Origin of the sequence: Streptomyces sp. NPDC057617 (assembly GCF_042800555.1) — a bacterium.
GTDB lineage: Bacteria > Actinomycetota > Actinomycetes > Streptomycetales > Streptomycetaceae > Streptomyces.
The window spans coordinates 455,898-482,236 of sequence record NZ_JBHVGV010000001.1; the positions used below are offsets into that span (position 1 = coordinate 455,898).

Consider the following 26,339-nt stretch of genomic DNA (forward strand, 5'->3'; position numbering starts at 1 on the left):
TCACTGGCTCCAGATCTTCTGCGCGTCCCGCTGCCAGGTGGTGAGGATGGAGCCGATCTCCTTGGGCTTGGCCAGATACCGGGTGAGCGCGTTGTCGGCGGTGGGCGACAGGGCGTCGCTGGAGTCCCGGTTGAAGAACTGGGTGAGGTCCGCCGCGTCGTCGATCAGCTTGCGGCCCTTGATGACCAGGGGTGTTCCGCTGTCCTTGGCGTCGGGGTGGGTCGGCAGGGAGGTGCCGGAGGAGCCCTTGAGGTAGATCTCCTGTGCCTCGGCGGTGGCCAGGAAGCGCATGAGTTCCTTGGTCTCTTCCTTGCGGCCGGTGCGGGCGCTGGCGAAGTAGCCGTCGGTGGGCGCCTCTTCGGCGAGCGGGATCTTCGGGTCGATCACCGGGAACCGGAAGAAGTCGATGTCGTCGAGCTGGTCCTTCGGCGTGGAGTCGGCGAAGAAGGTGCCGATCAGCATCATGCCCGTACGGCCCTGGAGGAGCGCGGTCGTCGCGTCCTGGAAGGGCAGCGCGGTCCCGTTGGGGTCGAAGTACGGCAGGGCCTCGCCCCACCGGTCGAAGACCCTGCGCACCTCGGGGTCGTCGAAGCGGTGCTTTCCGGCGAGCAGATCGCGGTGATAGGCGGCACCGTTGATCCGGATATTGAGGTAATCGAACCAGGACGACGCCACCCAGGGAGTGTTGCCGCCGGCGCCGAGCCCGATCGGCGCGACGCCCTTGCCCTTGAGCGTGTCGCACAGGCCGAGGAACTCGTCCCAGGTCTTGGGCTCCTTGACGCCCCACTTGGCGAAGTTCGACTTCCGGTAGAAGACGCCCCACCAGTAGTAGGTGGTCGGGACGAAGACCTTCTTGCCCGCCGAGTCGGTGCACAGCTTCTTCAACGCGTCCGAGTATCCGGCCAGTTCGGGCTTCTCCCAGATGTCGCTGACATCGAGGAGCAGGTCCTTCTTCGCGTACGACTCCGCGACCGAGCCGGGGTACCAGGTGTAGAGGTCCGGCGGATTGGCCGAGGTGAGGTAGGTCGGGAGCTGGGTACGGAAGGTCTCCGAGGCGACCGTGTTGAGCGAGCCCTTCGCGCCGCCCCGCTTGTTGAAGGCGTCGACGACCTGCTGCATCGCCGACTTCGCCTGCGGCGCGGAGAGGTTGGACTGCAGGGTGACCGCGCCGCCCGAGGAGGACGAGCCGCCCGATGACGACGAGGTGACGCAGCCGCTCACCAGCGCGGCGGCGCCGATGGCTCCGGCGCCGGCGAGAAAACCGCGCCGGCTGTGTGCTGTGGTGTTCATGGGACTCCCTATGCGCCCACGGAACGGGGCCCGGCGCCCTGACGGCCGGGCTCTCGTTCGGCTGATACAGACTGACGTGGCACGGGGCCACCGTCAAGATTAATTACTAATTTATTTACTGACGCGGTGACCAGGCCTGATCCCGGGGGCCGTACCGGCGGTACACGGGGTGGGGCGACCGTACGGCCCCCGGGCGGTGTTTCAGGCGGTCGCCTGGTGGACCTGGCCGTCGACCCCGCGGAAGAGCGTCAGCACGGAGGAGCCGTCCGGCCCGGCGACGGCCGCCAGTTCGCCGTCGAAGACCGCGCTGGCATAGCCCTGGCGCTGCGACCAGTCGTTCCAGGTCCCGGAGGCCGTGTCGTAGGTGCGCTGCCAGAGGGTGTAGTCACCGGCGCGCGCGAAGAGCCGTACGGTGCCTCCCGCGACGGCGAGGGTGGGGCTGCCGCTCACGGTGCCGCCCAGCGACGACCAGGCCGACCAGGTGCCGTCGGCGTCCCGTACCCGCAGCCGGACCGAGTCGTCGGCGGTGCGGACGGCGAGATGCGTACGGCCCGCGGAGTCGACGACGGCCGAGGGCCGCCCGTACAGCGCCACTCCGTCCGGTCCCCGGAACGAGGTCCAGCCGGACTCCGCGCCACGCGTGTGGATCAGCCCGTCCTCGCCCCGGGCGAAGAGGGTCCACCGGTCCGGGCTCTCGTACGCCACACCCGGCGCGTCCGCGAGCCGCCCGCCGAGCTTCTGCCAGCGTCCCCAGCGGCCGTCGGCAAAGCTGCGCCGGTAGGCCGCGTCGTCCGTGCCGCGTACGAAGACATCGATCCGGCCGTCCGAGGAGCCGTAGGCGGCGGGCTGCCCGGCGATCCGGCCCTGCGTGGGACCGCCGAGGTCGGTGGTCCGCGCCGACCACTGCCCGTCGCGCCCGGTCTGCTGCCGCAGCGAACCGTCCGTACCCTGGATGAACGCGGTCAGCCGGTCGCCGTCCCGCACCAGCGCGGGCGTGGCCCCGGACCGTACCCCGAGCGACACACCCGGAGCGTCGTCCTCGCCCTTGAGCAGGAGGAACGCCGTGCCATGGGCGGGTACGTCCACGGTGTACGAACCGGAGTGCGTGCCACGGCTCTGCCTGGCCCGCAGGTCCCGTACGGCGACTTCCCCCGCCAGCCCGGCGTCGGCGAACCTCACCGTGCGCTCGGCCGGGCGGTCCGAGCGGTTGAGGAGCACGACCGCGCGCTTGCCGGTGCCCTGGAGCACCTTGCTGTAGACATCGCCGGTGGCGTCGGTGGCGACCCGTACGCCCTGAACGGCGAGCGGGTCCTGGTCGACGGCCAGGATCTCCGGGTTCCTGAGGGTGTCGATCATCGACTGGGGCAGGGTTCGCGGGTCGGAGCCGATGACCAGCGGGGAGGCCATCTCCGCCCACATCACGAGCTGGGTGGTGGACTCCTCCTCGGTCAGCTCGTACGAGCCGTCCGCCAGCTTGCGCATCGGAATCAGATAGTCCGGATCGTTGTAACGGCCGGGGCCCTGTGCCTCGGGGTGCCAGGCGTTGGCGTCCATGTTGCGCAGGACATTGGGCCACTGGCCGGCCGTCGGGGTGCCCCAGGCGATGTCAGTGCCGGTGCGCCAGGAGTCGGCGGTCGTCGGACCGTACACAAAGGCGTTGTGCGCGTCCTGCGCCGGGGTGTGCGGAAGCCCCCAGTCGTCGGTGAGGGGATTGCACAGATTGAGCAGCATGCGCCGTCCTGACGCGGCGACGGCGTCGCTGAACTCCTTGAAGGCGGGCCCGGGATCGGCCTTCTCGGTGATCCCGCAGAGGAAGTCGATCTTGATCGCGTCCATCTTCCAGTCCGCGAACTGCCGGGCGTCCTCGGTGTAGTGGCCGCGACTGCCGAGCCCGCAGGTCTTGCCGCCGTCGTAGGTACCGGCGTCGGTGTAGATGCCCGCCTTCAGTCCGCGCTGGTGCAGATACGACACGAGGGCGGGGATGCCGGAGGGGAAGCGGCCGGGGTGGGCGGTCAGACGTCCGGCGCTGTCGCGCGGGGTGTCCGCCTGCCAGCCGCCGTCGAGCCAGACGATGTCGTAACCGCTGTCCTTGAGACCGCTGCTGACGAGATGGTCGGCAACTCCCTTGACCTCGGCCTCCGTCGGGGCGCCGAGGCCGTAGTAGGTGTTCCAGCCCATGTACGGAGTGGGGGCGAGCCCGCTGTTGTAGTACGGCGGGGCGCCCCCGTCCTGCTGCGGCCGGGCGGTGGCCTCGGCGGCGGTGGGCATGGCCACCGCCAACAGCGCGGCGGCGCCGAGAACGGCCACGGCACGACGGGCCCGCGCCGTCCCTGCACGATGCGACATCACTTGCCTCTCCCGAGAGTTGGGGATACCTGGCGAACGGCGCCCCGCGAATCAGGGGGCCGCGCCACGACGAAGACTGTGGCGTCGTGCCCCGACCCTGTCAACGATTATTACTAATTAACTTAAATTTGTGGCGCGGCAGTCCTCGTAACATCTGGGTATGGCTGCGGGGGACTCGGTGGGACAAGGCACGCGCAACGAGGTGTCGGGCGGGGTGATGATCGGGCCGCTGGTGATGGGCCGGGATGTGACTGTTGAGCTGCCCGCACAGGTGCCGCCCGCGTTGAACGGACTGCGACCGGGGACTTCGCAGTTCGTGGGACGGGAGGTGGTGCTGCGGGAGCTGCTGGATGTGCTGGGGCCGGATTCGGTGGACGGGGCGCGGCCGGGTGTGGTGCTGGTGTCGGCGGTGGCGGGGCTGCCCGGGGTGGGCAAGACGGAGGTGGCGCTGCAAGCGGCCCACCGGGCCCTGGCGCGGGGCTGGTTCCCCGGCGGGGCGCTGATGGTGGACATGCATGGCTACGAGGCGGAACCCAAGAGGCTGGACCCGGACAGGGCGCTGGGCGGGCTGTTACGTGCGCTGGGGGTGCCGGACCAGTACATCCCGCCCGAAACGCAGGAGCGGGAGCGGCTGTACCGGGCGGTCCTCGCGGAGTACGCCGAGCAGGGCCGCCCGATCCTCGTTGTGATCGACAACGCCTCTTCCGGCGACCAGGCGGCGCCGCTGCTGCCGGGTTCCGGCGCGGCGATCGTGACCTCGCGGCATACCTTGGCGGGCTTGGACGCCCGGCTTTTCGACCTGGATACGCTGCCTGATTCTGACGCGGCCGAGCTGCTGACGCTGCTACTGCACCGCAGGCGCGGTGACGCAGAGAGGCGGGTGGCGGAGGAACCGCATCAGGCGCGTCGGCTGGTGGATTTCTGTGCCGGGCTGCCACTGGCGGTGGAGATCATTGCTGCCCCGCTGGCGGCGCATCCCGCCAAGCCGCTGGCTGTGATGGCGGATGAACTGGCGGCAGAGCACACGCGGTTGGCGGAGCTACGGTACGAACAGAAGGCGGTACGGGCGGCGTTCGACCTGTCGTACCGGAACTTGGACGAGGAGCAGGCGCGGTTGTTCCGACTACTGACGGTCAATCCGGGGCCTGAGGTGTCGACGGAAGCGGCGGCGGCGCTGGCCGAGTTGGAGGAGCGGCAGGTACGGAGGCTGCTGGAGGCACTGGCCAGGGCGCATCTGATCGAACCGGCGGGCGGGTATGGCCGGTGGCGGATGCATGACTTGGTGCGCCTGTATGCCACGGGGCTGGCGGAGGAAAGTGCTGACGAGGACGAGCGGTTCAAGGCACTCGCGCGGCTGCTGGAGTACTACCTCACGACGAGCTGGAACGCGTCGGCCCATTTGATTCCAGCCGAGCCCGACCCGGCCGCCCATGGCTTCGACGATCAGGACTTGGCACTGAAGTGGCTGGACACCGAACTGCCCAATCTGATGGCGGCATGCCGTACCTGCATCGAGCGAGCCCCTTCGACCGGGATCCTCATGATCCGCTCCCTGGGCCGGTTTCTTGCGTGGCGGGGGCACTTCAAGGCGTGGACTGAGCTGGCCGCCCTCGCTGTAAGGACCGCCCGCAGCATTGGCGACCGGACTGCGGAAAGCAAAGCCCTCAGTGCCCTGACCAGCGCCCTCGTGGGAGTGCAGCGCTATGAGGAAGCCATCGCCAGCGCTCAGAGGGCAGTCGCACTCTGCCGCGAGGCAGGCAACGGACATGAAGTGGCCATGATCCTGGGGAACATGGCGGTGGCCCTGCTGGGGCTGCAGCGCTATGAGGAAGCCATCGACGCGAGCCGCAACGCTGGGGCCCTCCTCCGCGAGACGGGAGACCAGCATGGGGAGGCTGTGGTGCTGGGCATCCTGGGGAGGATTCTACTTAAGCTGGAGCAGTTCGACGAGGCCATCACCGCGAGCAGGGACGCTGCCCTTGTCCTCCGCGAGACCCGCGACCTGCGGAGCGCGGGTCTCGCGCTGATCGATCTAGGAATGGCGCTCAATAACGCCCGGCGTTTCAAGGAAGCTATCCCCGTCTACCAGGATGCGGTCGCGATTCTCGCTGACACCGACGATCGGGCCCGCCAAGGGATGGCACTGGCTGGCCTGTGGTTTGCCCTGCTCCGGACGGGACAACGGGACGCAGAGGCCGCAGCCGTCGGCCGGAAGGCCGTAACAATCTACCGCGAGACCGGCGACCGACAGGGCGAGGGCGATGCACTGAACGCTCTGGGCGCCGCATTGAATCAACTGGCGCGAATCGAAGAGGCCATCAACGTCACCGGCGCCGCCATCGCCATCTTCCGCGAGACCGGCGACCAGCTCAGTGAGGCCGTAGCGCTGAACAACCTGGGCCTCGCTCTCGCGGGCGCCGGACAGTTCTCGGAGGCCATCAACACATACCTCGACGCCGCCGAGATCTTCCTGGAGGTCGGCGAGCCGCATGCCACAATCAGCACGGTGATCAACTTAAGGACCGCCCTGGCCGAGCTGCTCCGGTCCACGACCGACACCCCCACCGCCTGACCCCGGAATAGTCGGGCGTCCGCCCCTGGTTGGCACCGTCATCGCTGGATTTCGAGCACATGTGGGAGACAACACGATGGTTACTCTGCAGGAGTCCGTGGGCCGCTACGGGATCTGGAGCTCTGCGCTCCGCCCCGGCGGCGCCATCCCGGACGCCGAGATCCGCGAAGCCGCCGCCGAGCTGGAAGAACTCGGCTTCGGGGGCGTCTGGATCGGCGGCAGCAGTGTCGAGCAGGCCGTGCCGCTCATCGAGGCCACCTCCCGGCTCACCGTCGCCACCGGCATTCTCAGCATCTGGCAGCACGAGGCCGCCGACACCGCCACCCGCTTCCTGGAGCTGGAGTCCCGCCACCCGGGCCGTTTCATCCTCGGTATCGGCGCCAGCCACGCCAAGTTCGCCGCGCAGTACCAGCGCCCCTACTCGGCCGTGGTCGGCTACCTCGACGCCCTGGACGCGGCCAAGGTCCCCGCCGAGCGGGTCGTGCTGGCCGCGCTCGGCCCGAAGATGCTCGAACTCTCCCGTGACCGCGCGGGCGGCGCCCACCCGTACCTCGTCACCCCCGAGCACACCGCGCAGGCCCGTGAGATCCTCGGCGCGGGCCCGCTTCTGGCGCCTGAGCTGAAGGTCGTCCTGGACACCGACCCGGACACCGCCCGGGCCACGGCCCGCGGCTACCTCGGCATGTATCTCACCCTGCCGAACTACACGAACAGCTTCCTGCGGCTGGGCTTCACCGAGGACGACTTCGCGAACGGCGGCAGCGACCGGCTCATCGACGCGGTCTACGCCTGGGGCGACGACGCCCGGATCCGGTCCCGTATCGAGGCCTTCCACGCGGCCGGCGCCGATCATGTCGCTCTCCAGATCGTCACCCCGGGCAGCACCGCCGGCGCTCCGGGGCCGCTCCCCCGTGCCGAGTGGCGGCGCCTCGCCGAGATCGTGGCCTGACCGCCGACCGCCACCGCCCTCCCCGCCCGGCCCCCGTGGCCCCCGTGGCGTCCGCGGACGGACGCCACGGGTGGTCATGGTCTGAGGCTGCCGACCACCCCGGCCGTCGCGTTGATCCCGTTCGCGATCGTCGGCGCCATGCTCGTACCCGCGAGGAAGAACCCGAGCAGGACACAGACCGCCGCGTGCGAGAACTTCAGGCCGCCCATCCGCATGAAGATCGCCGCGAGAATCAGCAGAAGCAGCACCACTGAGATCGAGATGGCCATCGACAAACCTCCTCCGCCGCACCGGAATAGCGGCATTCGGCCGCCAGTGTGGCGGAGGAGGGCGCCCGTTCCCCCGAGTGGCGTGTCCGCCGTACGAGTGATTGAGGCCAGGTGGTCGCCACTGCCCCCCCCGGGGCAGTCGCGGCTACCGCTGGTGGTCGCGCAGGAAGCGTTCGAGGCCCGCAAGGTCGTCCGTATTGAGGTGGTCGACCCCGGCGGCGAGCAACTCGGCCCAGACGGCGTCCCGCTCGGGGCCCGCCGTGTCGGGCGTCGCCCAGAACCGTACGCGCTGACCGCGGCTGTGCGCGGCGGTGACGATACGGCACAGCTCGGCGTGCTCCTCGGCGGGGAAGGCGCCCGCGCCCTGCCAGTCGAAGCTCTGGGTCCAATTGCTGCTGATCAGCGGGACGAAGGACGCGGGCGCGGTGGTGCCGAGGTCTTCGAGCCGCCCGTCGTAGAACGCGTACCGCACCCGCTGCGCCTCCATCGGCTCGCGAGCCGCCCTGTCCCCGGAGATCACCGGGGTGACCGCGCCGAGGCGTACGGAACCGTACGAATAGGTGCTCAGCATCGAGCGGTAGGCGGTGAGTTGGCGGTGGAGTTCGTTGTAGGCGGCGACGCCGTCCGTCTTGATGTCGATGAGAAGCTGCACGGGCCGGTGGTAACCCCGGTGCACAAAGCCGTGGTTGGCCCGTACCCGCGCGAACAGCGGGTCCAGGTAGAGCTTCCGGAGGGTGCGGGCCGGGTCGAGTGCGGCGGGCTCATGGGCGACGAGCAGTTCGCCGTCGACCAGGAAGATGTCGGCCTCCACGCTCGTGAAGCCGTGCGAGAGGGCGTCGAGGAGCGGGCGGGGGTGGAGGTAGTCGTTGTGGGCATGGGCCTGGCGCAGCGGCCGGGGACCCCAGCCGGCCGGGATCCTGGTGGCGGCCTGGGCGTACGAGGGGGTCGCGACGGCTCCCGCGAGCGCGGCGGCGAGCGCGCTGACGGCTCTGCGGCGGGTGGTGAGGGCCATGATGCCTCCGGGTGAGCGCGGTGGGGCGCGGACCAGGCGAGTATCCGCCGCGTCAGGGAACGAACGGGGCGTTGCCGGGGAGTGTTCGCTCTCTTGCCATGTACGATTCAAAGACTCCCCGGCCCCGCACCCGCTCGTTACCGTGGTCCTGGCAGGTCGGCGAGAGCCGCCAGGGTCTCCTTGTGCCGCCCCGGCGAACCCAGCGCGATCTCATCGGACTTGGCGCGCTTGAGATAGAGATGCGCCGGATGTTCCCAGGTCATTCCGATGCCGCCGTGGAGCTGGACGCACTCCTCGGCCGCGTGGACCGCGACCCGTCCGCAGTACGCCTGGGCGAGGGCCACCGCGAGCGGTGCGTCGGGGCTGCCGGTGGCCAGCGCGTCGGCCGCGTTGCGGGCGGCGGCGCGCGCGGAGACGATCTCCAGCCAGAGGCTCGCCATCCGGTGCTTGAGCGCCTGGAAGGATCCGACGGGGCGGTTGAACTGGTGCCTGCCGCGGGTGTAGTTGACCGTCTCCTCCAGGCACCGTTCGGCGATCCCGAGCTGTTCGGAGGCGAGCAGCCCGGCCCCGGCCAGCAGGCCTCGCCGTACCGCGGCCTCCGCCAGTGGCGGTTCGGCGATCCGCAGTCCGGCGCCGGCGTCGATGGTGACCGTGGCGAGGGGGCGGGTCAGATCGAGCGGGGTCAGCGGCTCGACGATGACGCCCGGTGAGGCCGTCTCGACCGCGTACAGCCCGTCGTCCCCGAGCACCAGCAGGACATCGGCACGGACCGCGTCGGCGACTCCGGTGACGACGGGCGCACCGGCGGGCAGCGGCCCGTCGGGGGCGGTGGTGAGCGGTACGGCGAGGACGGCGACCCGGTGGCCATGGGCGAGCGCGGTGAGCAGCCCCGCGACATCGGTGCTGCTGGTGCTCTCGCCGTCGCAGGCGAGGAGGGTCTCGGTCGCCATGACCGAACTGGTCAGGTACGGGACGGCCGTGACGCTCCGGCCCAGTTCCTCCAGGACGACCGCGGCCTCGCGCGGGCCCGCGCCCTGGCCGCCGAGCTTCTCGGGGACGAGCAGGCCGGACGCGCCGATCCCGGCGGTGAGGGAGGTCCACAGTTCCGGGTCGTACGGGTTGCCGTACTCGGCGCGGACGAGCGCGGCCGGCACATCGGCGCGGTCGGTGAGCAGGGACCGTACGGCCGCGCGCAGATCGTCCTCGGTGTCGGAGTACAGCAGATCGGGGGAGGCTTCCGACGTGTTCGGCGGCACCTTCATCGCGTCAGGTCCTTCCAGGCGACGTCCTTGTCGTTGCGCGGCTCGGTGGGCAGGCCGAGGACGCGTTCCGCGACGATGTTCAGCAGCACTTCGCTCGTACCGCCCTCGATGGAGTTGCCCTTCGAGCGCAGATAGCGGTATCCGGCGTCGCGTCCGGTGAAGTCGACCAGCTCGGGCCTGCGCATGGTCCAGTCGGAGTACAACAGGCCTTCCCCGCCGAGGAGTTCGACCTCCAGGCCGCTGATCTCCTGGTTGAGCCGGGCGAAGGAGAGCTTCATTCCGCTGCCCTCGGGGCCCGGCTCCCCCGCGGCGAGCTGCTGGCGCAGCCGCTCCCCGGTCAGCCGCGCCACCTCGGCCTCCACCCAGAGGGTGAGCAGGCGCTGATGGAGGTCATGGGTGCGCAGGTCCGGGCGCTCGCGCCAGGTGCGGGCGACCTGGCCGATCATGCCGCCCTCGCGGGGCAGTCGAGCACCGCCGATCGAGACCCGCTCGTTCATGAGGGTGGTCTGGGCGACCTTCCAGCCCTCGCCGATCTCACCGAGGCGGTGCGCGTCGGGGATCCGGACATCGGTGAGGAAGACCTCGTTGAACTCGGCCTCGCCGGTGATCTGGCGCAGTGGCCGTACCTCGACACCGGGGTCGGTCATGTCGCACAGGAAGTAGGTGATGCCGCGGTGCTTGGGCAGCTCCGGGTCGGTACGGGCGATGAGGATGGCCCAGCGGGCGAGATGTGCGCTGGAGGTCCATACCTTCTGTCCGTTGACGATCCAGTCGCCGGAGACGGGGTCGCCCTCGCGGACGGCCCGGGTGGCGAGCGCGGCGAGGTCGGATCCCGCGCCCGGCTCGGAGAAGAGCTGGCACCACACCTCCTCGCCGACCCACAGCGGGCGCAGGAAGCGCTCCTTCTGTTCCTGGGTGCCGAAGCGCAGGATGGTCGGCGCGGCCATGCCGAGACCGATACCGATCCGGCGCGGATCGTTGTCGGGCGCGCCTGCCGCTGCCAACTCGGCGTCCACGACGCCTTGGAGGGAGCGCGGCGCGTCGAGGCCGCCGAGTCCGGCGGGGTAGTGCACCCAGGCGAGTCCGGCGTCGAAGCGCGCCTTGAGGAAGTCGGTACGGGTGGTCCCGGCCGGCGGGTGCTCGGCGAGCAGCTTCCGTGTGAGGGCGAGGAGTTGGGCGGCGTCGGTCATCGGGTCACGCCCTCGGGGAGGACGACCACCCGGCCGGTGGTGGTGCCGTCGGCGACCCGCTGGACGGCGTCGGCCGCGCCCTTCAACGGGACGCGCTCGCTGATGAGCGGCTTGATCGCGCCCCGGTCGGCGAGCGCGGTCAGCTCCTGGTGGCAACCGGCCACCGCCGCCGGGTCCTTGGTGCGGTAGAGGCCCCAATGCAGGCCCAGGAGCGAGTAGTTCTTCACCAGGGCGTGGCTGAGGGGCGGGCTGGGGATGACTCCGCTCGCGAAGCCCACAAGCACGATCCGGCCCTCGAAGGCCACGCATTTCGCCGACTTGGCGAAGGCGTCGCCGCCCACCGGGTCGTACACGACATCCGCGCCCCGGCCGCCGGTGGCCTCCTTGACGGCGGCGACGAGGTCGTCCGTACGGCGGTCGACGACCACGTCGCAGCCCAGTTCACGCGCTACTCGGGCCTTGTCCTGGCCTCCGACGACACCGATGACGGTGGCTCCGGCGGCCTTGCCGAGCTGTACGGCGGCGCTGCCGACTCCGCCTGCCGCCGCGTGGACCAGCAGGGTCTCCCCCGGCTGGAGGTGTGCCCGGCGGTGCAGTGCGAACCAGCCGGTCTGGTAGCCGATATGGAGCGCGGCGGCCTCGGCGTCGTCCAGGGACTCGGGCGCGGAGAGGAGTCCGGCCGCGTCGGCGACGACGTACTCGGCGAGGCCTCCGTACGGCAGTGCGGGGGCGGCGATGACCCGCCGCCCGTCCTCGGTCTCCCCGCAGATCTCCAGACCGGGGGTGAACGGCAGCGGCGGGCGCACCTGGTACTGGCCCCGGCAGAGCAGGGCGTCCGGGAAGTTGATGTTCGCGGCGCGGACCCGGAGCGCCACCTGCCCCTCGCCGGGCACCGGACGCTCCGTGTCTTCGAGCCGCATCACCTCGCCCGGCTCGCCGTTCCGGTGCACTCGCCATGCCTGCATTGGGGGCCTCCACACGATGGGCAGTACCGCACTCGACCGCATACTAAGCAGTCGCTTGCCCCTGTGGGAACAGCCCGCCCAGGGGGTATGGAGCACCGGCCCCGCGTTCCGTCAGCCGGCCCCGCGCCGGATCAGCCGGCCCCGGGGCCGGCCGGCGACGGTCGTTCGGGCCGGGTCACTCGGCGATGGCCTCGTGAACTCCCGGGCCCGCGGGCTCCGTTCCGTCCGGGAAGATCGGAACGGGCCTGGTTCTGCGCAGATATGCCTCCGCGTGCCAGATCGCCTCACGGGCGGTGCGCTGTCCCATGAGGACACAGAGGGTGTACGCGACGTCCTCGAACCGCCCGCGGGTGGCCTCGTCGAGCGGATCGGCGAGGACCAGCCGTTCCCAGGCCCGGTAACGGGCCAGCAGATCGGCGACCAGATGTCTGTCCGGCAGCAGCATGTCCACCACCTCCCGCCTCGCGCGCAGCGCGGCACCAGTCCCCTGGGGGTCATTGTCACCCCGCCGGTCCGTATCCGCTCGGCGAAGCGGACCCGGGTCCGGGTCCGGGCCCGTACGGCCTCGCCCCGTGGAGACCCTTAGTCCTCTAGTCCTCTAGTCCTCTAGTCCTCTAGTCCTCTAGTCCTCGCCGCGCGCGAGCGCCAGCAGCCGGTCCAGTACGCGCGGCGCTCCGGCCCGCAGCCCGTCGTGCTCGTACTCGTTCGTCACCCAGGTCCGCAGCCCCCGGATCGCCCGCGCGGTGCGCAGCGAGTGCTCGGTGTCGACATACATGTCGTCGTGGTAGACGAGGGCGGCGGCCGGCACCTCGTTGGCGGCGAGCCGCGCGGTGTCGTACAGCCGGGCGCCGCCGTGCGGCACGGGCCAGTCGGTACGGGCCGCGAGCAGTTCGGCGGTCTCGCGCAGGGGGCTCAGCGCCGGGTCGGTCTCGAAGTGCCAGGGGTGGATGCTCTCGCCGGTGAAGTACAAAGGGCCTTCCCCTGCGAGGGACTTGGCCGCGTCGAAGCGGGGGAACTCGGCGCGGATCCGTTCGGCCGCCCAGTCGGTGGGCCGGCCGCCCTGCGCGTAGATCGACTCGTGCAGTACGGCGTACAGCGGGTGCCCGGCGTACGAGAGGGCCGCGACCACACCCTCCTGGAAGGTGTCCGAGAGCGTCTCGCCTCCCGGGGTGGGTACGAAGGCGTTCTCCAGCAGATAGTGGAGCTGGTGGCTGCCGTCGCTGCCGCCGAGCATGATGCCGAGCGACTGGAAGGCCTCGGGGGTCAGCACGTATCCGGTGGGGAGTACGGTCCGGTGCCCGGCGAGATGCTCCGCGATCCGGCGGGCCCGGCCGATGTCCTGCGGATAGCGGGCATAGTGCGCCTCGACCTTCCGCGCGACGCGCGGATAGGCGGCGCGGTAGACGTCGTCGGCCGTGGCGTCCAGGGAGGGCAGGCCGCCGGTGATCAGTACGGTGCGCAGACCTTCGGGGGCGGTGGAGAGGTAGTGGACGGCGCAGAAACCGCCGAAGCTCTGGCCGAGCACGGTCCAGGGGGCGCCGCCGGTGAGCTGCGGCCGGATGGTCTCGCAGTCGCGGACGATCGACTCGGCTCGGAAGTGCGCGAGATAGTCGGCCTGCTCGCGCGGGCCGCCGCGCAGGGGCAGGGTCTGCCGGTTGGCCGGGGTGGAGAGTCCGGTGCCGCGCTGGTCGAGGAGGAGCACCCGGAACTCCTGGAGGGCGCGGCCGAGCCAGGCCTGTCGGCCGGTGAACCTGCGTACGCCGAAGCCGGGACCGCCCTCCAGATAGACCATCCAGGGCAGGTCCGCCTCCGCCCTGCCGCTCGCGACGACCTCGCGGGCGAAGAGCTCGATCCGCTCCCCCGACGGGTCGGCATGGTCCAGCGGGACGGAGAAGCGGTGGTCGGTGAGGACGACGCCGGGCTGGCGGTAGCTGGTCACGGGTGCTCCTGTTCTCGCTCGCCCCGGGCCGGGGGCGGTCACGGCGGACAGTCCAGCACACGGGCCGCGGAGGCCTGCCCGTACCCCCGGAACCAGGGCCTTCCGGCCCAGGTGCGGAGCCGCCCGTCCGCTCTTAGCGTGGGGAGATGATCCGGTTCGAGCAGGTCGGCAAGGTCTATCCGGACGGTACGGCCGCTGTACGTGATCTGTCCTTCGAGGTCGCCGAGGGCGAGCTGGTGACACTGGTGGGGCCCTCGGGGTGCGGCAAGACGACCACGATGATGATGGTGAACCGGCTGATCGAGCCCACCTCGGGCCGGATCCTCGTGGCGGGCCGGGACATCTCCGGTGTCGACCCGGTCGCGCTGCGACGCCGTATGGGCTATGTCATCCAGGACGTCGGGCTCTTCCCGCACCGGACGGTCCTGGACAACACCGCGACCGTGCCCGCCCTGATCGGCTGGAAGCGGGCGAAAGCACGCGCCCGGGCGGCCGAGCTGCTGGATCTGGTGGGGCTCGACCCCGCGGCGTACGGTCCGCGCTATCCGGCGCAGCTCTCCGGCGGGCAGCGCCAGCGGGTCGGGGTGGCGCGCGCCCTGGCCGCGGATCCGCCGGTGCTGCTGATGGACGAGCCGTTCGGCGCGGTGGACCCGGTGGTGCGCGAGCGGCTCCAGAACGAGTTCCTGAAGCTCCAGGCGGCCATGCGCAAGACGGTGCTGATGGTGACGCACGACATCGAGGAGGCGGTACGGATGGGTGACCGTATCGCGGTGTACGGGGAGGGGCACATCGAGCAGTACGACAGCCCGGCCCAGGTCCTCGGCGCCCCCGCCACCCCGTATGTGGCGCGCTTCGTCGGCGCGGACCGCGGGCTGAAGCGGCTGTCGGTCACCGCCGTCGAACCGGCCGATCTGGAGGAGCCCCCGGTGGCCAGGACCGACGAGCCGGCGCGGGACGCGGCGGCCCGGATGCGCGCCGAGGGCGCCCGCTGGGCGGTCGTCCTGAACTCGGGGGGCGAACTGCACGGCTGGGTGTCCGCCGACGCGCTGGCCGGGGCCGGTGAGCGAAGTTCCGTCGGCGACTTCGCGAGCCGGATGGAGGCCTGGGTGCCGCTGGGCTCGCCGCTGAAGCAGGCGTTCAGCGAGATGCTCCAGCACGACGCGGGCTGGGTGGCGGTCCTGGACGAGGAGCGCGAGGCGCGGTTCCTGGGGGTGCTGACCCCGGCGAAGCTGCATGAGGCGCTGCGCCGCTCGGTCGACGCGGACGCGCGGGGCGTCGGGCGGGACGAGGTGGACTTCGACTCGGTGTCGGACGCGTAGGCCTGTGACCGCTTGGGTACGCCGGGTCCGTCCGGCTGCCGGTTCGTCCTCGAACGCCGGACGGGCTGTCAGCGCGACGGGATCAGGCGCTTCGACTCCAGATAGGCGCGGGCGACGTCCTCGGGGAGTCTGCGCCAACTGTCGACCTGTTCGTTCATCGACGCCAGGTCCTTGGTCGTCAGGACGGTGTTCAGCCGGTCCAGCGCCCGGGTGACACGCGCGCTCCCGGCCCGGGAACGGTTGACGACCGGGACGATGTAGTCGGCGTTCTGGAGGTGCTTGTCGTCTGCGAGGAGCACCAGACCGAACTGGCCGAGCGTGGCGTCGGTGGTCGTGGTCAGCACCATCTGGTCCTGGCCGTCCTGCACCGCCTTCTTGGCCGCGGTGGTGCCGACGCCCTTGGGGTCGATCGCGGTGATGTTGATGCCGTAGGTCTTCCTGAGCCCCGGCTCGCAGTAGGGCCGCTGCACGCACTCGTCGCCCGCGGCCAGCCTGACGGGCAGCCCGGACGCGCCCAGATCGCTGAGCGTCTTCAGCCGGTGTTTCCTGGCGTACGAGGCGGCGACGGCGAAGGCGTTCTGGTCGACGGCCCGGCCGGGGTCGAGGACGGTGAGCCCGCGCGGCGCGGCCAGCGCGCGCAGCGCCAGCATCGTCGTGGCGAGGTCGGGCGAGCCGACGGGCCGGGCATCGGGGCCGTGGGCCCTGGTGTTCAGCCAGTCCGCGAAGGTCGCCGCGTATTCGGGTACGACATCGATCTGGCCGCTCTCCAGGGCCGGTTCGTAGATCTCCCGGTTGGTGACGGTGAGGATCCGGGTGTGGTAGCCGGCCCGGTCGAGCAGCAGCGCGTACATCTCGGCGAGCAGATCGCTCTCGGTGAAGCCCGCGGAGCCGATGGTCAGATGGCTGCTGTCGCCGGGCGGCGCGGTGATCTCGCCCCGGTGCTCCAGGGACGGTCCGAAGGTGCACGCGGTGGCGGCCAGCAGCAGGACCGCCACGACGGCGGTACGGAGCGGTCTCACCCGGCGCCGCCCCTGGCCCACCGCGGACCGAACTTCTGCACCGCCTCGAACACCGCCTCCACCAGCAGCGCGAACACCGCCACGAGCACGGCCCCCGCGACCACCTGCGGGGTGTCGGCGAGATTGAATCCGGCGGTGATGATCCGGCCGAGCCCGCCGCCGCCGATCAGGGCCGCGAGCGTGGCGGTCGCGACGAGCTGTACGGCGGCGATCCGTACCCCGGTGAGGATCAGCGGCAGGGCGAGCGGCGCCTCGACCCGCCACAGGAGCTGACGGCCCGTCATCCCCATGCCGCGCGCGGCCCGTACCACCTCGGGGTCGACGCCCCGCATCCCGACATAGGCGTTGGTGAGCAGCGGCGGGACCGCGAAGAGGACCAGGGCAATGATCGTCGGCCAGTCCCCGTACCCGCCGATGGGGGTGAGCAGCAGCAGGACGAGGACGGCGAAGGTGGGGACGGCCCGGCCCGCGTTGGAGATATTGACGGCCAGGGCACCGCCCCGCCCGAGATGCCCCAGCACGAGGGCGACCGGGAGTGCGATGGCGCAGCTCAGGGCGAGACAGACGACGGTCAGATAGAGATGCTCGCCGAGCCGCTGCCAGACACCGCCGGGGCCCGACCAGTGCGCGGCGCTGGTGAGCCAGGCCCAGGCGGCGGCGAGGGTGTTCACGCGCGGGCCGCCCTGGTCCAGGGGGTGAGCAGCCGCTGGAGTCCGAGGAGCAGCAGATCGGCGACGACGGCGATGAGGACGCAGAGGACGGAGGCGGTGAGCACCTGCGCCTTGAAGAAGGTGTTCATCCCTTCGTAGATGAGATTGCCGAGCCCGCCGTAGCCGACGATCGCGCCGATGGTGACGAGGGAGACGGCGGACACGGTCGCGATCCGCAGCCCCGCCAGGGAGGCGGGCAGCGCGAGCGGCAGTTCGACGGCGAGCACCAGCCGTACGGGCCCGTAGCCCATGCCGCGGGCGGCCTGCCGGGTGTCCTCGGGCACCGCGCGCAGTCCGGCCAGGATGTTCCGTACGAGCAGGGTCAGCGAGTAGAGGACCAGACCGGCGACGACGAGCGAGGCGGACAGCCCGTACACGGGCAGCAGCAGGGAGAACATCGCGAGCGACGGAATGGTGTAGAGGATGGTCGTGACCGCGAGCACGGGCGCTCCCGCCCAGCGCCAGCGGCGGGCGGCGAGCGCGAGGGGCACGGCGATCAGCAGGCTCAGCAGGACGGCGGAGAAGGTCAGCCGGAGGTGTTCGAGCACCGCGTCCCAGAGGATCGTGCGGCGGCTGGCGAGATAGGCGCCGCAGATCCACTCATTGCGCGCGAGGCAGTCGTCGGGGGGCGCGGTCACCCGTCCATTGCAGCCTCGCGGGGCGGGTGACCGCGCGCCGTGTTGGACCGTACGGGGACGGGCCGGCGCGTCCTGCCCACGCGGGATCGCACACCTCGCACACCTCGCGCGTCTCTCACACCTCTCACACCGCTCACACCGTGACCGGCAGTGTTTCGAGCCCGCGGATGACGAAGTTGGGTTTGCGTGTGGGCTCCGCGGCCGGGCCCAGTCCGGGGGCCAGGTCCAGCAGGGCGGTCATGGACGCGGTCAGTTCCATGCGGGCGAGCGGGGCGCCGACGCAGTAGTGGATACCTGCGCTGAAAGAGATGTGCGGATTGTCGCGGCGGGCCAGGTCCAGGGTTCCGGGGGCGGCGAAGACGGCCGGGTCGTGGTTGGCGGAGCCGAAGAGCAGGGCGACCTCGGCGCCGCGCGGAATGGTGGTGGTGCCGATCTCGACCGGGTCGAGCACCCAGCGTTCGAAGAGCTGGAGCGGGGTGTCGTAGCGCATCAGCTCCTCGACGGCGGTGGGCAGCAGGGCCCGGTCCGCGCGCAGGGCGGCGAGCTGCGCGGGATTGCGGAACAGCGCGAGCCAGCCGTTGACGGTGGCGTTGACCGTCGCCTCGTGCCCGGCGTTCAGCAGCAGCGCGCAGGTGGCGACCATCTCGGCCTCGGTCAGCTTCTCGCCGTCGTCATGCGCGGCGATGAGCGCGGAGATCAGGTCCTCGCCGGGCTTCTGGCGGCGTACGGAGATGAGTTCGCGCAGATACGCGGAGAACTCCAGAGAGGCGGTGACCGCGCGGCGGGCCGTCTCGGGTGACGGGTTCAGCTCGTACATCCCGCAGATCGCCGCCGACCAGGGCCGCAGCAGCGGCCGGTCCGCCTCGGGGACGCCGAGCATCTCGGCTATCACGGCGACCGGCAGGGGTTCGGCGACGGCGGTGAGCAGATCGCCGCCGCCCTCGGCCACGAGCCGCCCCGCCAGACCGGCCGCGAGCCGGTGTACGTACGGCCTGAGCCGCTCGACGGTGCGCGGGGTGAACGCCTTGGACACGAGACGCCGGATCCGGGTGTGGTCCGGCGGCTCCAGTTCGAGCATCCCGCGGTCGTTCAGCTCGTGGAACGGCTCATGGCCGGGCGGCGGCGGGGTCCTGCCGAACTCCTCGTGGGTGAAGCGGTGCCCGTACGAGCGGCCGAGGCGGCGGTCCCGCAGCAGCGCTGACACATCCGCGTGGTGCGGGACGAGCCACTGGTCGCTGGGCTCGTAGTAGTGGGCGCGGCCATGGGCCCGCAGCTCGGCGTAGGCGGGGTAGGGGTCGGCGAGGAACGCGGGCGAGGAGGGGGCGAAGTCGGGCATCCCAGGACGGTATCCGCCGCCGTGTGCGGGAGACCAGGCCGGTGCGGTATGGGTACGGCGCGGCGCGGCGCGGACCTACACCTTGCGCGCGAGTCCGCCCGCCATCAGGGACTGGCCCACGGTCAGGGGCGGTTCGACCGGTTCCTCGGGGCGCCAGAGCGGGAGATAGGTGACGCCGGGGTCGGCGAGTTCCAGGCCGTCGAAGTACGCCGTGATCTCCTCCAGGGTCCGGAATCTTCCGGTCCCGAGGTCGGCCAGCAGGGCTCGTTCCAGTCCTGCGGCCTCGGGGCTCGACGCGCAGAAGTGGGTGAGGAAGAGGAAGCTCCCGCGCGGGACCGCGTCGAGATAGGCCCGTACCAGGCCCGCCGGGTTCTCCTCGTCGTTGAGGTGGTGGACCACGCCCAGGAGCATCAGGCCGACCGGCCAGCCGAAGTCGATGAGCCGGCGCACCTCGGGGTGATCCAGCACGCTCGGGGGATCGCGCAGATCGGCGGTGACGACCGTGGAGCGGGCGTCGGCGGCGAGCAGTTCACGGCCGTGCGCCAGCACGATGGGGTCGTTGTCGACATACACCACACGGGAGCTGGGGGCGGCGGCCCGGGCGACCTGGTGGGTGTTCTGCGCTGTGGGCAGGCCGGAGCCCAGATCCAGGAACTGCCGGATGCCGGCGCGCGCCATGTACCGTACGCCGCGGCCGAGGACAGCCCTGTTGTAGCGGCCGACGTCGCCGATCTCGGGGACGATCCGCAGGGATTCGGCGGCGATGGCGCGGTCCACCGCGAAGTTGGTGTCGCCGCCCAGGACGGCGTCGTACACCCGCGCGATGCTCGGTCGGCTCGGGTCGATTTCGCCGGGCTCGTCTTCGCTGAACTCGTTGGTTCCGTCGGGCTCGGTGTTGTCGTCGGTCTCGGTCGGAATGCGGTCCGTCATGGCCCCTCCGGCTCGTTCCGGCTTTCTCCGGCTTGCTGCCGTGACGAGTCGTATCAGCGCCGGGCTCCGCTGTCGACGGCACCGCAGGCGTTCTCATGCCGCGTGGTGGGCCAGTCTCCTGTGCGGGTCGTCCATGCCGGAGACGGCGGCCGGGTCGGTGTGGACCAGGGCGGCGGTGAGCCGGCGTACCGAATGGAGCAGGGCGTGCTCCACCTCGACGGCCACCTCGTGCGCCTGCCGTACGCCCAGGTTCCCGTCCACTTCCACGGTGACCTCGGCCCGCAGCCGGTGGCCGATCCAGCGCATCCGCAGCTCGGTCACCGCGAGGACCCCGGGGACCCGGCGCGCGGCGGCCTCGCCCGTATCGATCAGCTCCGGGTCCACGGAGTCCATGACACGGCGGAAGACCTCCCGGCAGGCGTCCTTCAGCACCAGCAGGATGGCCGCGGTGATCAGCAGACCGACGACCGGGTCGGCCCACCGCTGCCCCATGGCGGCGCCCGCCGCGCCCAGCAGGACGGCCAGCGAGGTGAAGCCGTCGGTCCTGGCGTGCAGCCCGTCGGCGACCAGCGCCGCCGAGCCGATCCGCCTGCCGACCCGGATACGGAAGCGGGCCACCCATTCATTGCCGATGAAGCCGATGACCGCCGCACCGGCGACCAGCCCCAGGTGGGAGATGTCCCGCGGGTTCAGCAGCCGGTCGACAGCCTGGTACGCGGCGAGCGCGGCCGACGCCGCGATGGTGAGCACGATGGCGATACCGGCCAGGTCCTCGGCGCGGCCGTAGCCGTACGTGTAGCTACGGGTCGCCGCGCGGCGGCCGAGGACGAACGCCACCGCCAGGGGCAGTGCGGTCAGCGCGTCGGCGGCGTTGTGGACGGTGTCGCCGAGCAGGGCGACCGAGCCGGACAGGACGACGACCACGACTTGAAGGGCCGCGGTGGCGCCGAGCACGGCCAGCGAGATCCACAGGGCCCGCATGCCCTCGGCCGACGACTCCATAGCCGAGTCGATCTTGTCCGCCGCCTCATGGGAGTGCGGTTTCACCAGATGGGCCGCCCGGTGCCGCAGACGCGACAGACGGCCCGCGCCGTGACCGTGGGCATGCGGTGGCGCCGGGGTACGGGGGTGCTCATGGCGTTCGTTCACGCGTGGCTCTCCTGTCGGGCGTCGGGAGTGTCGCCGGAGACGGCCGCAGACAGCGGCAGCGCGGGTGTGTCACCACCCATAGGTATTTAAGCGCGCACCAATGCACCTGTCGAGTCGGGTTTTCGGCCGGGGGCCCTACGATGGGAGGATGCCAGCGAGCAATCCGCCCTCAGTTGCGCCCGAGTTGCAGCAGCACACTCCTGGCGCCCCGCAATTCGACGCGGCGGCCGGTGTCTTCGCCCTGCTCGCCGACCCCACCCGGCTCCATCTCGTCTGGTCCCTGACCCGGGGCGAGGCCGATGTGAACACCCTGACCGAGATCTGCGGGGCGGCCCGCCCGGCGGTCAGCCAGCATCTCGCGAAGCTGCGGCTCGCGGGACTGGTGCAGGTGCGCAAGGACGGCCGGCGTTCCGTGTACACCCTGCGGGACGGGCATCTGCGGAGGCTCGCGATCGAGGCCCTCAACCACGCCGACCACCTGGTGACGGGCACCCCGCCGCACGACTGAACACAGACGCGCGGCCCCGGAGTTCCGGGACCGCGCATCTCAACTGACATACATCTCAACTGACGCACAAGGGCCGAGCGGCGGCTCAGCAGTACAGGTTGTTCCCCGGCGCGACGCCCAGGATCTGGGTGAAGCGCTGGTAGTTGGTCACACGGCTCTGGACCTGCGCCGGGTTGCGCCCGTCGCACTCCAGCGAGCCGTTGATGGAACGGATGGTCTGGCCGAAGCCGGCCTGGTTCACCATCGCGTTGTGCGGGGTCATGGTGCCGGGACCGTTCTGGGTGTTCCAGTACCAGAGACCGGTCTTCCAGGCCACCGCCGACTCACGCTCGACGCGCCACGGGTCGGCCAGCAGGTTGATGCCGAGCGCGTCGCCCGCGGCCTTGTAGTTGAAGTTCCAGCTCAACTGGATCGGACCACGACCGTAGTACGCCGCCTGCCCCGCCGGGCAGCCGTACGACTGGTTCGGGTCGCAGTAGTGCGGGTAGTTCGCGGTGTTCTGCTCCACCACGTACACCAGGCCGCCGGTCTCGTGGCTGACATTGGCCAGGAACGCCGCCGCCTCCTGGCGCTTGACCGTGTCACTGCCGGAGTTCGCGAAACCGGGGTACGCGCTGAGCGCGGCGGTCAGACCGCTGTACGTGTAGAAGGGATTCCGGCTCGGGAACATCTGGTTGAACTGGGACTCGCTGACGACGAAGCCCGACGGGGTGCCGCCGCCACCGCTGGTGCCGGCCGCCGTCCACTTCTGGTTCGACTGGCCGGTGCAGGTCCAGATCTGCAGCCGGGCGCCGTTCGCGGTGCTGCGGTCCTTGACGTCCAGGCACTTGTTCGCCTGCGGATTGACGATGTCACGGGCGGAGTTGACGACCCACTGCTGGTTCGCGCCACCGCCGCAGTCCCAGAGCTGGACGAGCGAGCCGTCGGCGGTGCCGCGGTCGACGATGTCCAGACACTTGCCCAGCGCGCGCAGGGTGCCGTCGCCGGCGACGGTCCAGTTCTGGGCGGCGCTGCCGTTGCAGTCGTAGAGCTGTACGGGAGTGCCGTTCGCGTTGCTCGCGCCGGCGACATCCACGCACTTGCCGCCCAGGCCGGTGATCCGGCCCACCGGATCGGCGGCGGAGGCGGGTACGGCGAACAGAGTGGCGAGGAGCGCGCCGACAGCCAGCACGACTGCGGAGCGTGCGAGCGAAAGACCCCTGAAGCTTTGTCTCATCTGCGGTTGCTTTCCCCTCTTCGCGCCGACGGCGCCTAGGACGATTCCGCTTGGATTGAAGGGGAAGGTCTAGACCTTGTCAAGTGCCGGACAAAGGCCCCCAGTTGCCGCTCGGCGACCTTGTGCGAGGTTGGCCTGTCCATGACCATGGAGCGCCAGTGCTATGTCATACACGCACCGTGGAAGGGACCAGCCATGCCCCAGCACCCCACAGGGATGCCCCGGAGGGCCGTCCTGTCCGCCACCGTCGCGACCGCCGTGGTCGGCGGCGTGCCGTCGGTGGCCCAGGCTGCCGCCCCCGCGGGCGCCCCGGCCGGGCGGCACACCGGAGACCGCCCCGCCACCGCCCAGGCTCCCGACCGCGAACTGCGGGAGCTGCTGAAGGAGGTCTCCCGCGACCGGATCGAGGCGACCGTGCGCCGGCTCGCCGCGTTCGGAACGCGCCACACGCTCTCCACCCAGGACGACCCCGAGCGCGGTATCGGTGCCGCCCGGGACTGGATATTCAATGAACTGAAGCGGTACGCGGCGGCCTCCGGCGGCCGGATGACCGTCGAGCTCCAGTCGTACATCCAGGAGCCCGCCTCACGGATCCCGGTGGCGACCCGTATCACCAATGTCGTGGCGACCCTGCGCGGTTCGGTCGACCCCGGCCGGGTCTATGTGGTCTCCGGCCACTACGACTCGCGCGCCAGTGACGTCATGGACGCGACCAGCGATGCCCCGGGCGCCGACGACGACGCCTCCGGTGTCGCGGTGGCCATGGAGCTGGCGCGCGTCATGGCGAAGCGGCGGCCGGCCGCGACCATTGTCTTCGCCGCCGTCGCGGGCGAGGAGCAGGGACTGTACGGCGCCGAGTACATGGCGGGGCAGTTCAAGGCCGCGGGGACGAACGTCCTGGGCATGTTCACCAATGACATCGTCGGCAGCCCCCGGGCCGACGACGGCACCCGAGACCCGTACACCGTACGGCTGTTCGCGGAGGGCGTGCCCACCGCCGAGACTCCGGAGGAGGCCAATGTCCGCCGCTCGGTCGGCGGCGAGAACGACTCGGCGACCCGCCAGCTCGCACGCTTCGTCCGCGATGTCGCCAACAACGACGTCACGGGCATGAACGTCCGGGTGATCTACCGCCGTGACCGCTATCTGCGCGGCGGCGACCACATCCCCTTCCTCGAAAACGGCTATGCCGCCGCCCGTTTCACCGAGCCGACCGAGGACTACGCGCACCAGCACCAGGACGTACGGGTGGAGGACGGACAGCAGTACGGCGACCTGCCCGAGTTCTGCGACTTCGCCTATATCGCCCGGGTGGCCCGGGTCAATGGCGCGGTCCTGTGGACCCTGGCCCAGGCCCCGGCCACCCCGCGCGGGGTGAAGATCGTCACCAGCTCGCTGACCAACTCCACGGAGCTGGTGTGGGACGCCGGTACGGAGCCCGATCTGGCCGGGTACGAAGTCGTGTGGCGCGAGACGACCGAGCCGGAGTGGACCGATGTCACCGAGGCCGAAGGTCCGACGAGCCACACCGTGGACCTGTCCAAGGACAATGTCTTCTTCGGTGTCCGCGCGGTGAACCGGGCGGGCCACCGCAGCCCGGTGGCGTTCCCCGTACCGCAGCGCTGACGACAAGCACCGGCCGGTACTGACCGGCGCCGCACAACCTGCCGAACACCGACCACATACGCACACGGCCGCGCTCAGCCCCCGCACCCCGCTGAGCGCGGCTTCGGCGTGCCCGCGGGGAACTGGTCTGCGCCATCCCTTGACCCCTTGAAACCTCCGATGTTCACTACCCCTGACGCTTCGGCTGGCGCCTTGTTCGAAAACAGCCGAACGTGATCCGTGTGCCGCCTCGTTCCGCGCTCCCCCACGTACGCGTACCTCAGCCGGCGCCTCCGGGCGCTCCGAGAGAGGACTGGATCGTGCGCCTTGTGTCCCGCACCATGATCGCGCTCGTCCTGCTGGCCCTGTCGCTGGTCGCCCTGCCACAGGCAGCGGGGACCGCACCGGCGTCCGCCGCCACCCCCGCCCCCGCCGCGGCTCCATCGGCCCCACTGGCCCCGTTGTCCAAAGTCCTGGTGTTCTCCAAGACCGCGGGGTTCCGGCACTCGTCCATCCCCGCCGGAATCGCCGCAGTTCAGCGGCTCGGCGCGGCCAATGGCTTCACCGTCACCGCCACCGAGGACGCCAACGCGTTCACCACCGCCAATCTGGCCCAGTACCAGGCGGTGATCTGGCTGTCGACCACCGGCGATGTGCTGAACGCCGCCCAGCAGACCGCCTTCGAGTCATACATCTCCGCAGGTGGCGGCTATGTCGGCGTGCATGCCGCGGCCGACACCGAATACGACTGGCCCTGGTACGGCGGGCTCGTCGGCGCGTACTTCGCCTCGCACCCGGCGACCCAGCAGGCCACCGTCCGGGTCGAGGACCGCTCCTCCCCCTCCACCGCGCATCTCCCGCAGCGCTGGACGAGGACCGACGAGTGGTACAACTACCGGGCCAATCCGCGCTCGGCGGTGAAGGTTCTCGCGAGCCTCGACGAGTCGTCGTACTCCGGCGGCAGCATGGGGGATCATCCGATCACCTGGTGCCAGAACTACCGCGGCGGCCGTGCCTGGTACACCGGTCTCGGCCACACCGAGGAGTCGTTCACGGACCCCGCCTTCACCACCATGCTGCTCGGCGGCATCCAGACCGCCTCGGGCGCACGGCCCGCGGACTGCCGCCCGGAGAACGGCTACACGCCCCTGTTCGACGGTACGCAGGCCAGCCTCGACCGGTGGCGGCAGGCCGGACCGGGCGGGTTCACCCTCGCCGACGGCACTCTCACCTCGGTGGGCGGCATGGGTCTGCTCTGGTATCCGGTGACGCCCTTCAGCGACTACTCGCTGAAGGCCGACTGGATGATGCCGGGCGACGACAACGGCGGTGTGTTCATCGGGTTCCCCGATCCGCAGGGCGATCCCTGGAAGCCGGTCGACCTCGGCCATGAGATCCAGATCGACGCGACCGACGCCGATCCCTCCCGTACCACCGGCAGTGTCTACAGCTTCAAGGCGCCGGACACGGCGGCCCGGGCCGCCGCGCTCAACCCGCCCGGAACCTGGAACAGTTACGAGATCGCGGTGCACGGCCGCCATGTCGAGATCTTCCTGAACGGTGTGAAGATCAACGACTACACCAGTACCCGCGATATCGCGGTCGGGCACATAGGCGTCCAGAACGACGGCGCCGGTATGGACATCAACTACCGCAATATCAGGATCAGGCAGGACGGCGCTCAGGCCACCGACCTGGCCAGGGGCCGCCCGGTGACGGTCTCCAGTGTCGAGCCCGGCAGCGCGCATGTGGGCGCCAACGCCGTGGACGGCAACCCCGCGACCCGCTGGGGCAGCGCGTACTCCGACCCCCAGTCGATCACGGTCGACCTGGGCTCGGTCCGTACGCTCCAGCAGGTACGGCTGACCTGGGAGACCGCCTACGCCACGGCGTACTCGGTGCAGACCTCCACGGACAACGCGACCTGGCGCACCGTCAGCAGCACAACGGCGGGTGACGGCGGGCTCGACACCGTCGCGGTGAGCGGTACCGCGCGGTACGTACGGGTCGAGGGGACCGCGCGGGCGACGCAGTGGGGCTACTCGCTGTGGGATCTCGCCGTGTTCGGAAGCTGAGAGCGCACGGCCCGACCGCACAGTTCGCAAGGCACAGCTC

Annotated in this window: 22 protein-coding genes; 6 read left to right on the forward strand and 16 right to left on the reverse strand. The window is 70.8% G+C overall.

Translation table 11 applies throughout. The features are described from left to right. Both ACFU9P_RS02055 and ACFU9P_RS02060 read right to left on the reverse strand, forming a co-directional pair. The gene (locus ACFU9P_RS02055) at positions 1-1,290 is read right to left on the reverse strand and encodes an ABC transporter substrate-binding protein (protein WP_384077182.1); all 1,290 of its coding nucleotides are present in this window, start codon (positions 1,288-1,290) and stop codon (positions 1-3) included. A gap of 201 nt (positions 1,291-1,491) precedes the next feature. Then, positions 1,492-3,636: a glycoside hydrolase family 27 protein gene (locus ACFU9P_RS02060; protein WP_384077184.1), complete on the reverse strand. Its 2,145-nt coding sequence runs from the start codon at positions 3,634-3,636 to the stop codon at positions 1,492-1,494. Positions 3,637-3,796: 160 nt separating this feature from the next. Between ACFU9P_RS02060 and ACFU9P_RS02065 the strand changes: the two genes are divergently transcribed. Both ACFU9P_RS02065 and ACFU9P_RS02070 read left to right on the forward strand, forming a co-directional pair. Then, a complete protein-coding gene (locus ACFU9P_RS02065; RefSeq protein WP_384077186.1) occupies positions 3,797-6,208 on the forward strand; it encodes a tetratricopeptide repeat protein in 2,412 nt (803 codons plus the stop codon). A gap of 76 nt (positions 6,209-6,284) precedes the next feature. Next, positions 6,285-7,157 carry an LLM class F420-dependent oxidoreductase gene (locus tag ACFU9P_RS02070; protein ID WP_384077188.1) on the forward strand — a complete coding sequence of 291 codons (873 nt, stop codon included), beginning with the start codon at positions 6,285-6,287 and terminating at the stop codon, positions 7,155-7,157. 74 nt (positions 7,158-7,231) lie between these two features. Here ACFU9P_RS02070 and ACFU9P_RS02075 read toward each other — a convergent pair whose 3' ends face one another. The 7 genes from ACFU9P_RS02075 to ACFU9P_RS02105 form a co-directional block, all read right to left on the reverse strand. After that, positions 7,232-7,426 carry a hypothetical protein gene (locus tag ACFU9P_RS02075; protein ID WP_376376642.1) on the reverse strand — a complete coding sequence of 65 codons (195 nt, stop codon included), beginning with the start codon at positions 7,424-7,426 and terminating at the stop codon, positions 7,232-7,234. A gap of 145 nt (positions 7,427-7,571) precedes the next feature. Further along, complete coding sequence (locus ACFU9P_RS02080) at positions 7,572-8,438, reverse strand: phosphatidylinositol-specific phospholipase C/glycerophosphodiester phosphodiesterase family protein (RefSeq protein WP_384077191.1); 867 nt, start codon at positions 8,436-8,438, stop codon at positions 7,572-7,574. Positions 8,439-8,575: 137 nt separating this feature from the next. Continuing rightward, positions 8,576-9,700, reverse strand: coding sequence for an acyl-CoA dehydrogenase family protein (locus ACFU9P_RS02085; protein ID WP_384077193.1), 1,125 nt, complete (start codon positions 9,698-9,700; stop codon positions 8,576-8,578). Continuing rightward, positions 9,697-10,890, reverse strand: coding sequence for an acyl-CoA dehydrogenase family protein (locus ACFU9P_RS02090; RefSeq protein WP_384077195.1), 1,194 nt, complete (start codon positions 10,888-10,890; stop codon positions 9,697-9,699). The genes ACFU9P_RS02085 and ACFU9P_RS02090 overlap by 4 nt, the downstream gene beginning before the upstream one ends. Further along, positions 10,887-11,855, reverse strand: coding sequence for an NADPH:quinone oxidoreductase family protein (locus tag ACFU9P_RS02095; protein WP_384077197.1), 969 nt, complete (start codon positions 11,853-11,855; stop codon positions 10,887-10,889). The genes ACFU9P_RS02090 and ACFU9P_RS02095 overlap by 4 nt, the downstream gene beginning before the upstream one ends. A 175-nt stretch (positions 11,856-12,030) precedes the next feature. Next, a complete protein-coding gene (locus tag ACFU9P_RS02100) occupies positions 12,031-12,300 on the reverse strand; it encodes a DUF5133 domain-containing protein (protein WP_376376652.1) in 270 nt (89 codons plus the stop codon). A gap of 177 nt (positions 12,301-12,477) precedes the next feature. Continuing rightward, positions 12,478-13,794: an alpha/beta fold hydrolase gene (locus ACFU9P_RS02105; protein WP_384077200.1), complete on the reverse strand. Its 1,317-nt coding sequence runs from the start codon at positions 13,792-13,794 to the stop codon at positions 12,478-12,480. A 146-nt stretch (positions 13,795-13,940) separates the two neighbouring features. Here ACFU9P_RS02105 and ACFU9P_RS02110 point away from each other — a divergent pair, with 146 nt between their 5' ends. Next, on the forward strand, positions 13,941-15,113 hold the full coding sequence (locus ACFU9P_RS02110; protein WP_376376656.1) for an ABC transporter ATP-binding protein: 1,173 nt from the start codon (positions 13,941-13,943) through the stop codon (positions 15,111-15,113). A gap of 68 nt (positions 15,114-15,181) precedes the next feature. On the opposite strand, the gene ACFU9P_RS02115 is transcribed toward ACFU9P_RS02110, so the two are convergent. The 6 genes from ACFU9P_RS02115 to ACFU9P_RS02140 form a co-directional block, all read right to left on the reverse strand. After that, entirely contained in the window at positions 15,182-16,132 is a 951-nt protein-coding gene (locus tag ACFU9P_RS02115; protein ID WP_384077202.1) for an ABC transporter substrate-binding protein, read from the reverse strand. Next, entirely contained in the window at positions 16,129-16,803 is a 675-nt protein-coding gene (locus ACFU9P_RS02120; protein WP_384077204.1) for an ABC transporter permease, read from the reverse strand. The genes ACFU9P_RS02115 and ACFU9P_RS02120 overlap by 4 nt, the downstream gene beginning before the upstream one ends. Then, complete coding sequence (locus ACFU9P_RS02125; RefSeq protein WP_384077205.1) at positions 16,800-17,480, reverse strand: ABC transporter permease; 681 nt, start codon at positions 17,478-17,480, stop codon at positions 16,800-16,802. Before ACFU9P_RS02125 ends, ACFU9P_RS02120 begins: the two co-directional genes overlap by 4 nt. Positions 17,481-17,613: 133 nt before the next feature. Further along, the gene (locus tag ACFU9P_RS02130; protein ID WP_384077206.1) at positions 17,614-18,816 is read right to left on the reverse strand and encodes a cytochrome P450; all 1,203 of its coding nucleotides are present in this window, start codon (positions 18,814-18,816) and stop codon (positions 17,614-17,616) included. A 75-nt stretch (positions 18,817-18,891) separates the two neighbouring features. Further along, positions 18,892-19,746, reverse strand: a complete 855-nt coding sequence (locus tag ACFU9P_RS02135) for an SAM-dependent methyltransferase (RefSeq protein ID WP_384077208.1) — start codon at positions 19,744-19,746, stop codon at positions 18,892-18,894. Positions 19,747-19,839: 93 nt separating this feature from the next. Beyond that, positions 19,840-20,895, reverse strand: coding sequence for a cation diffusion facilitator family transporter (locus ACFU9P_RS02140; RefSeq protein ID WP_384077210.1), 1,056 nt, complete (start codon positions 20,893-20,895; stop codon positions 19,840-19,842). 148 nt (positions 20,896-21,043) lie between these two features. Here ACFU9P_RS02140 and ACFU9P_RS02145 point away from each other — a divergent pair, with 148 nt between their 5' ends. Next, on the forward strand, positions 21,044-21,403 hold the full coding sequence (locus tag ACFU9P_RS02145; protein WP_376376672.1) for an ArsR/SmtB family transcription factor: 360 nt from the start codon (positions 21,044-21,046) through the stop codon (positions 21,401-21,403). Positions 21,404-21,488: 85 nt separating this feature from the next. Here ACFU9P_RS02145 and ACFU9P_RS02150 read toward each other — a convergent pair whose 3' ends face one another. After that, the gene (locus tag ACFU9P_RS02150) at positions 21,489-22,619 is read right to left on the reverse strand and encodes a glycoside hydrolase family 19 protein (protein WP_376376674.1); all 1,131 of its coding nucleotides are present in this window, start codon (positions 22,617-22,619) and stop codon (positions 21,489-21,491) included. A 195-nt stretch (positions 22,620-22,814) separates the two neighbouring features. Between ACFU9P_RS02150 and ACFU9P_RS02155 the strand changes: the two genes are divergently transcribed. Both ACFU9P_RS02155 and ACFU9P_RS02160 read left to right on the forward strand, forming a co-directional pair. Continuing rightward, positions 22,815-24,245 carry a M20/M25/M40 family metallo-hydrolase gene (locus ACFU9P_RS02155; RefSeq protein WP_384077212.1) on the forward strand — a complete coding sequence of 477 codons (1,431 nt, stop codon included), beginning with the start codon at positions 22,815-22,817 and terminating at the stop codon, positions 24,243-24,245. A 320-nt stretch (positions 24,246-24,565) separates the two neighbouring features. Then, the gene (locus ACFU9P_RS02160) at positions 24,566-26,299 is read left to right on the forward strand and encodes a ThuA domain-containing protein (RefSeq protein WP_384077899.1); all 1,734 of its coding nucleotides are present in this window, start codon (positions 24,566-24,568) and stop codon (positions 26,297-26,299) included. Positions 26,300-26,339: the final 40 nt, after the last annotated feature.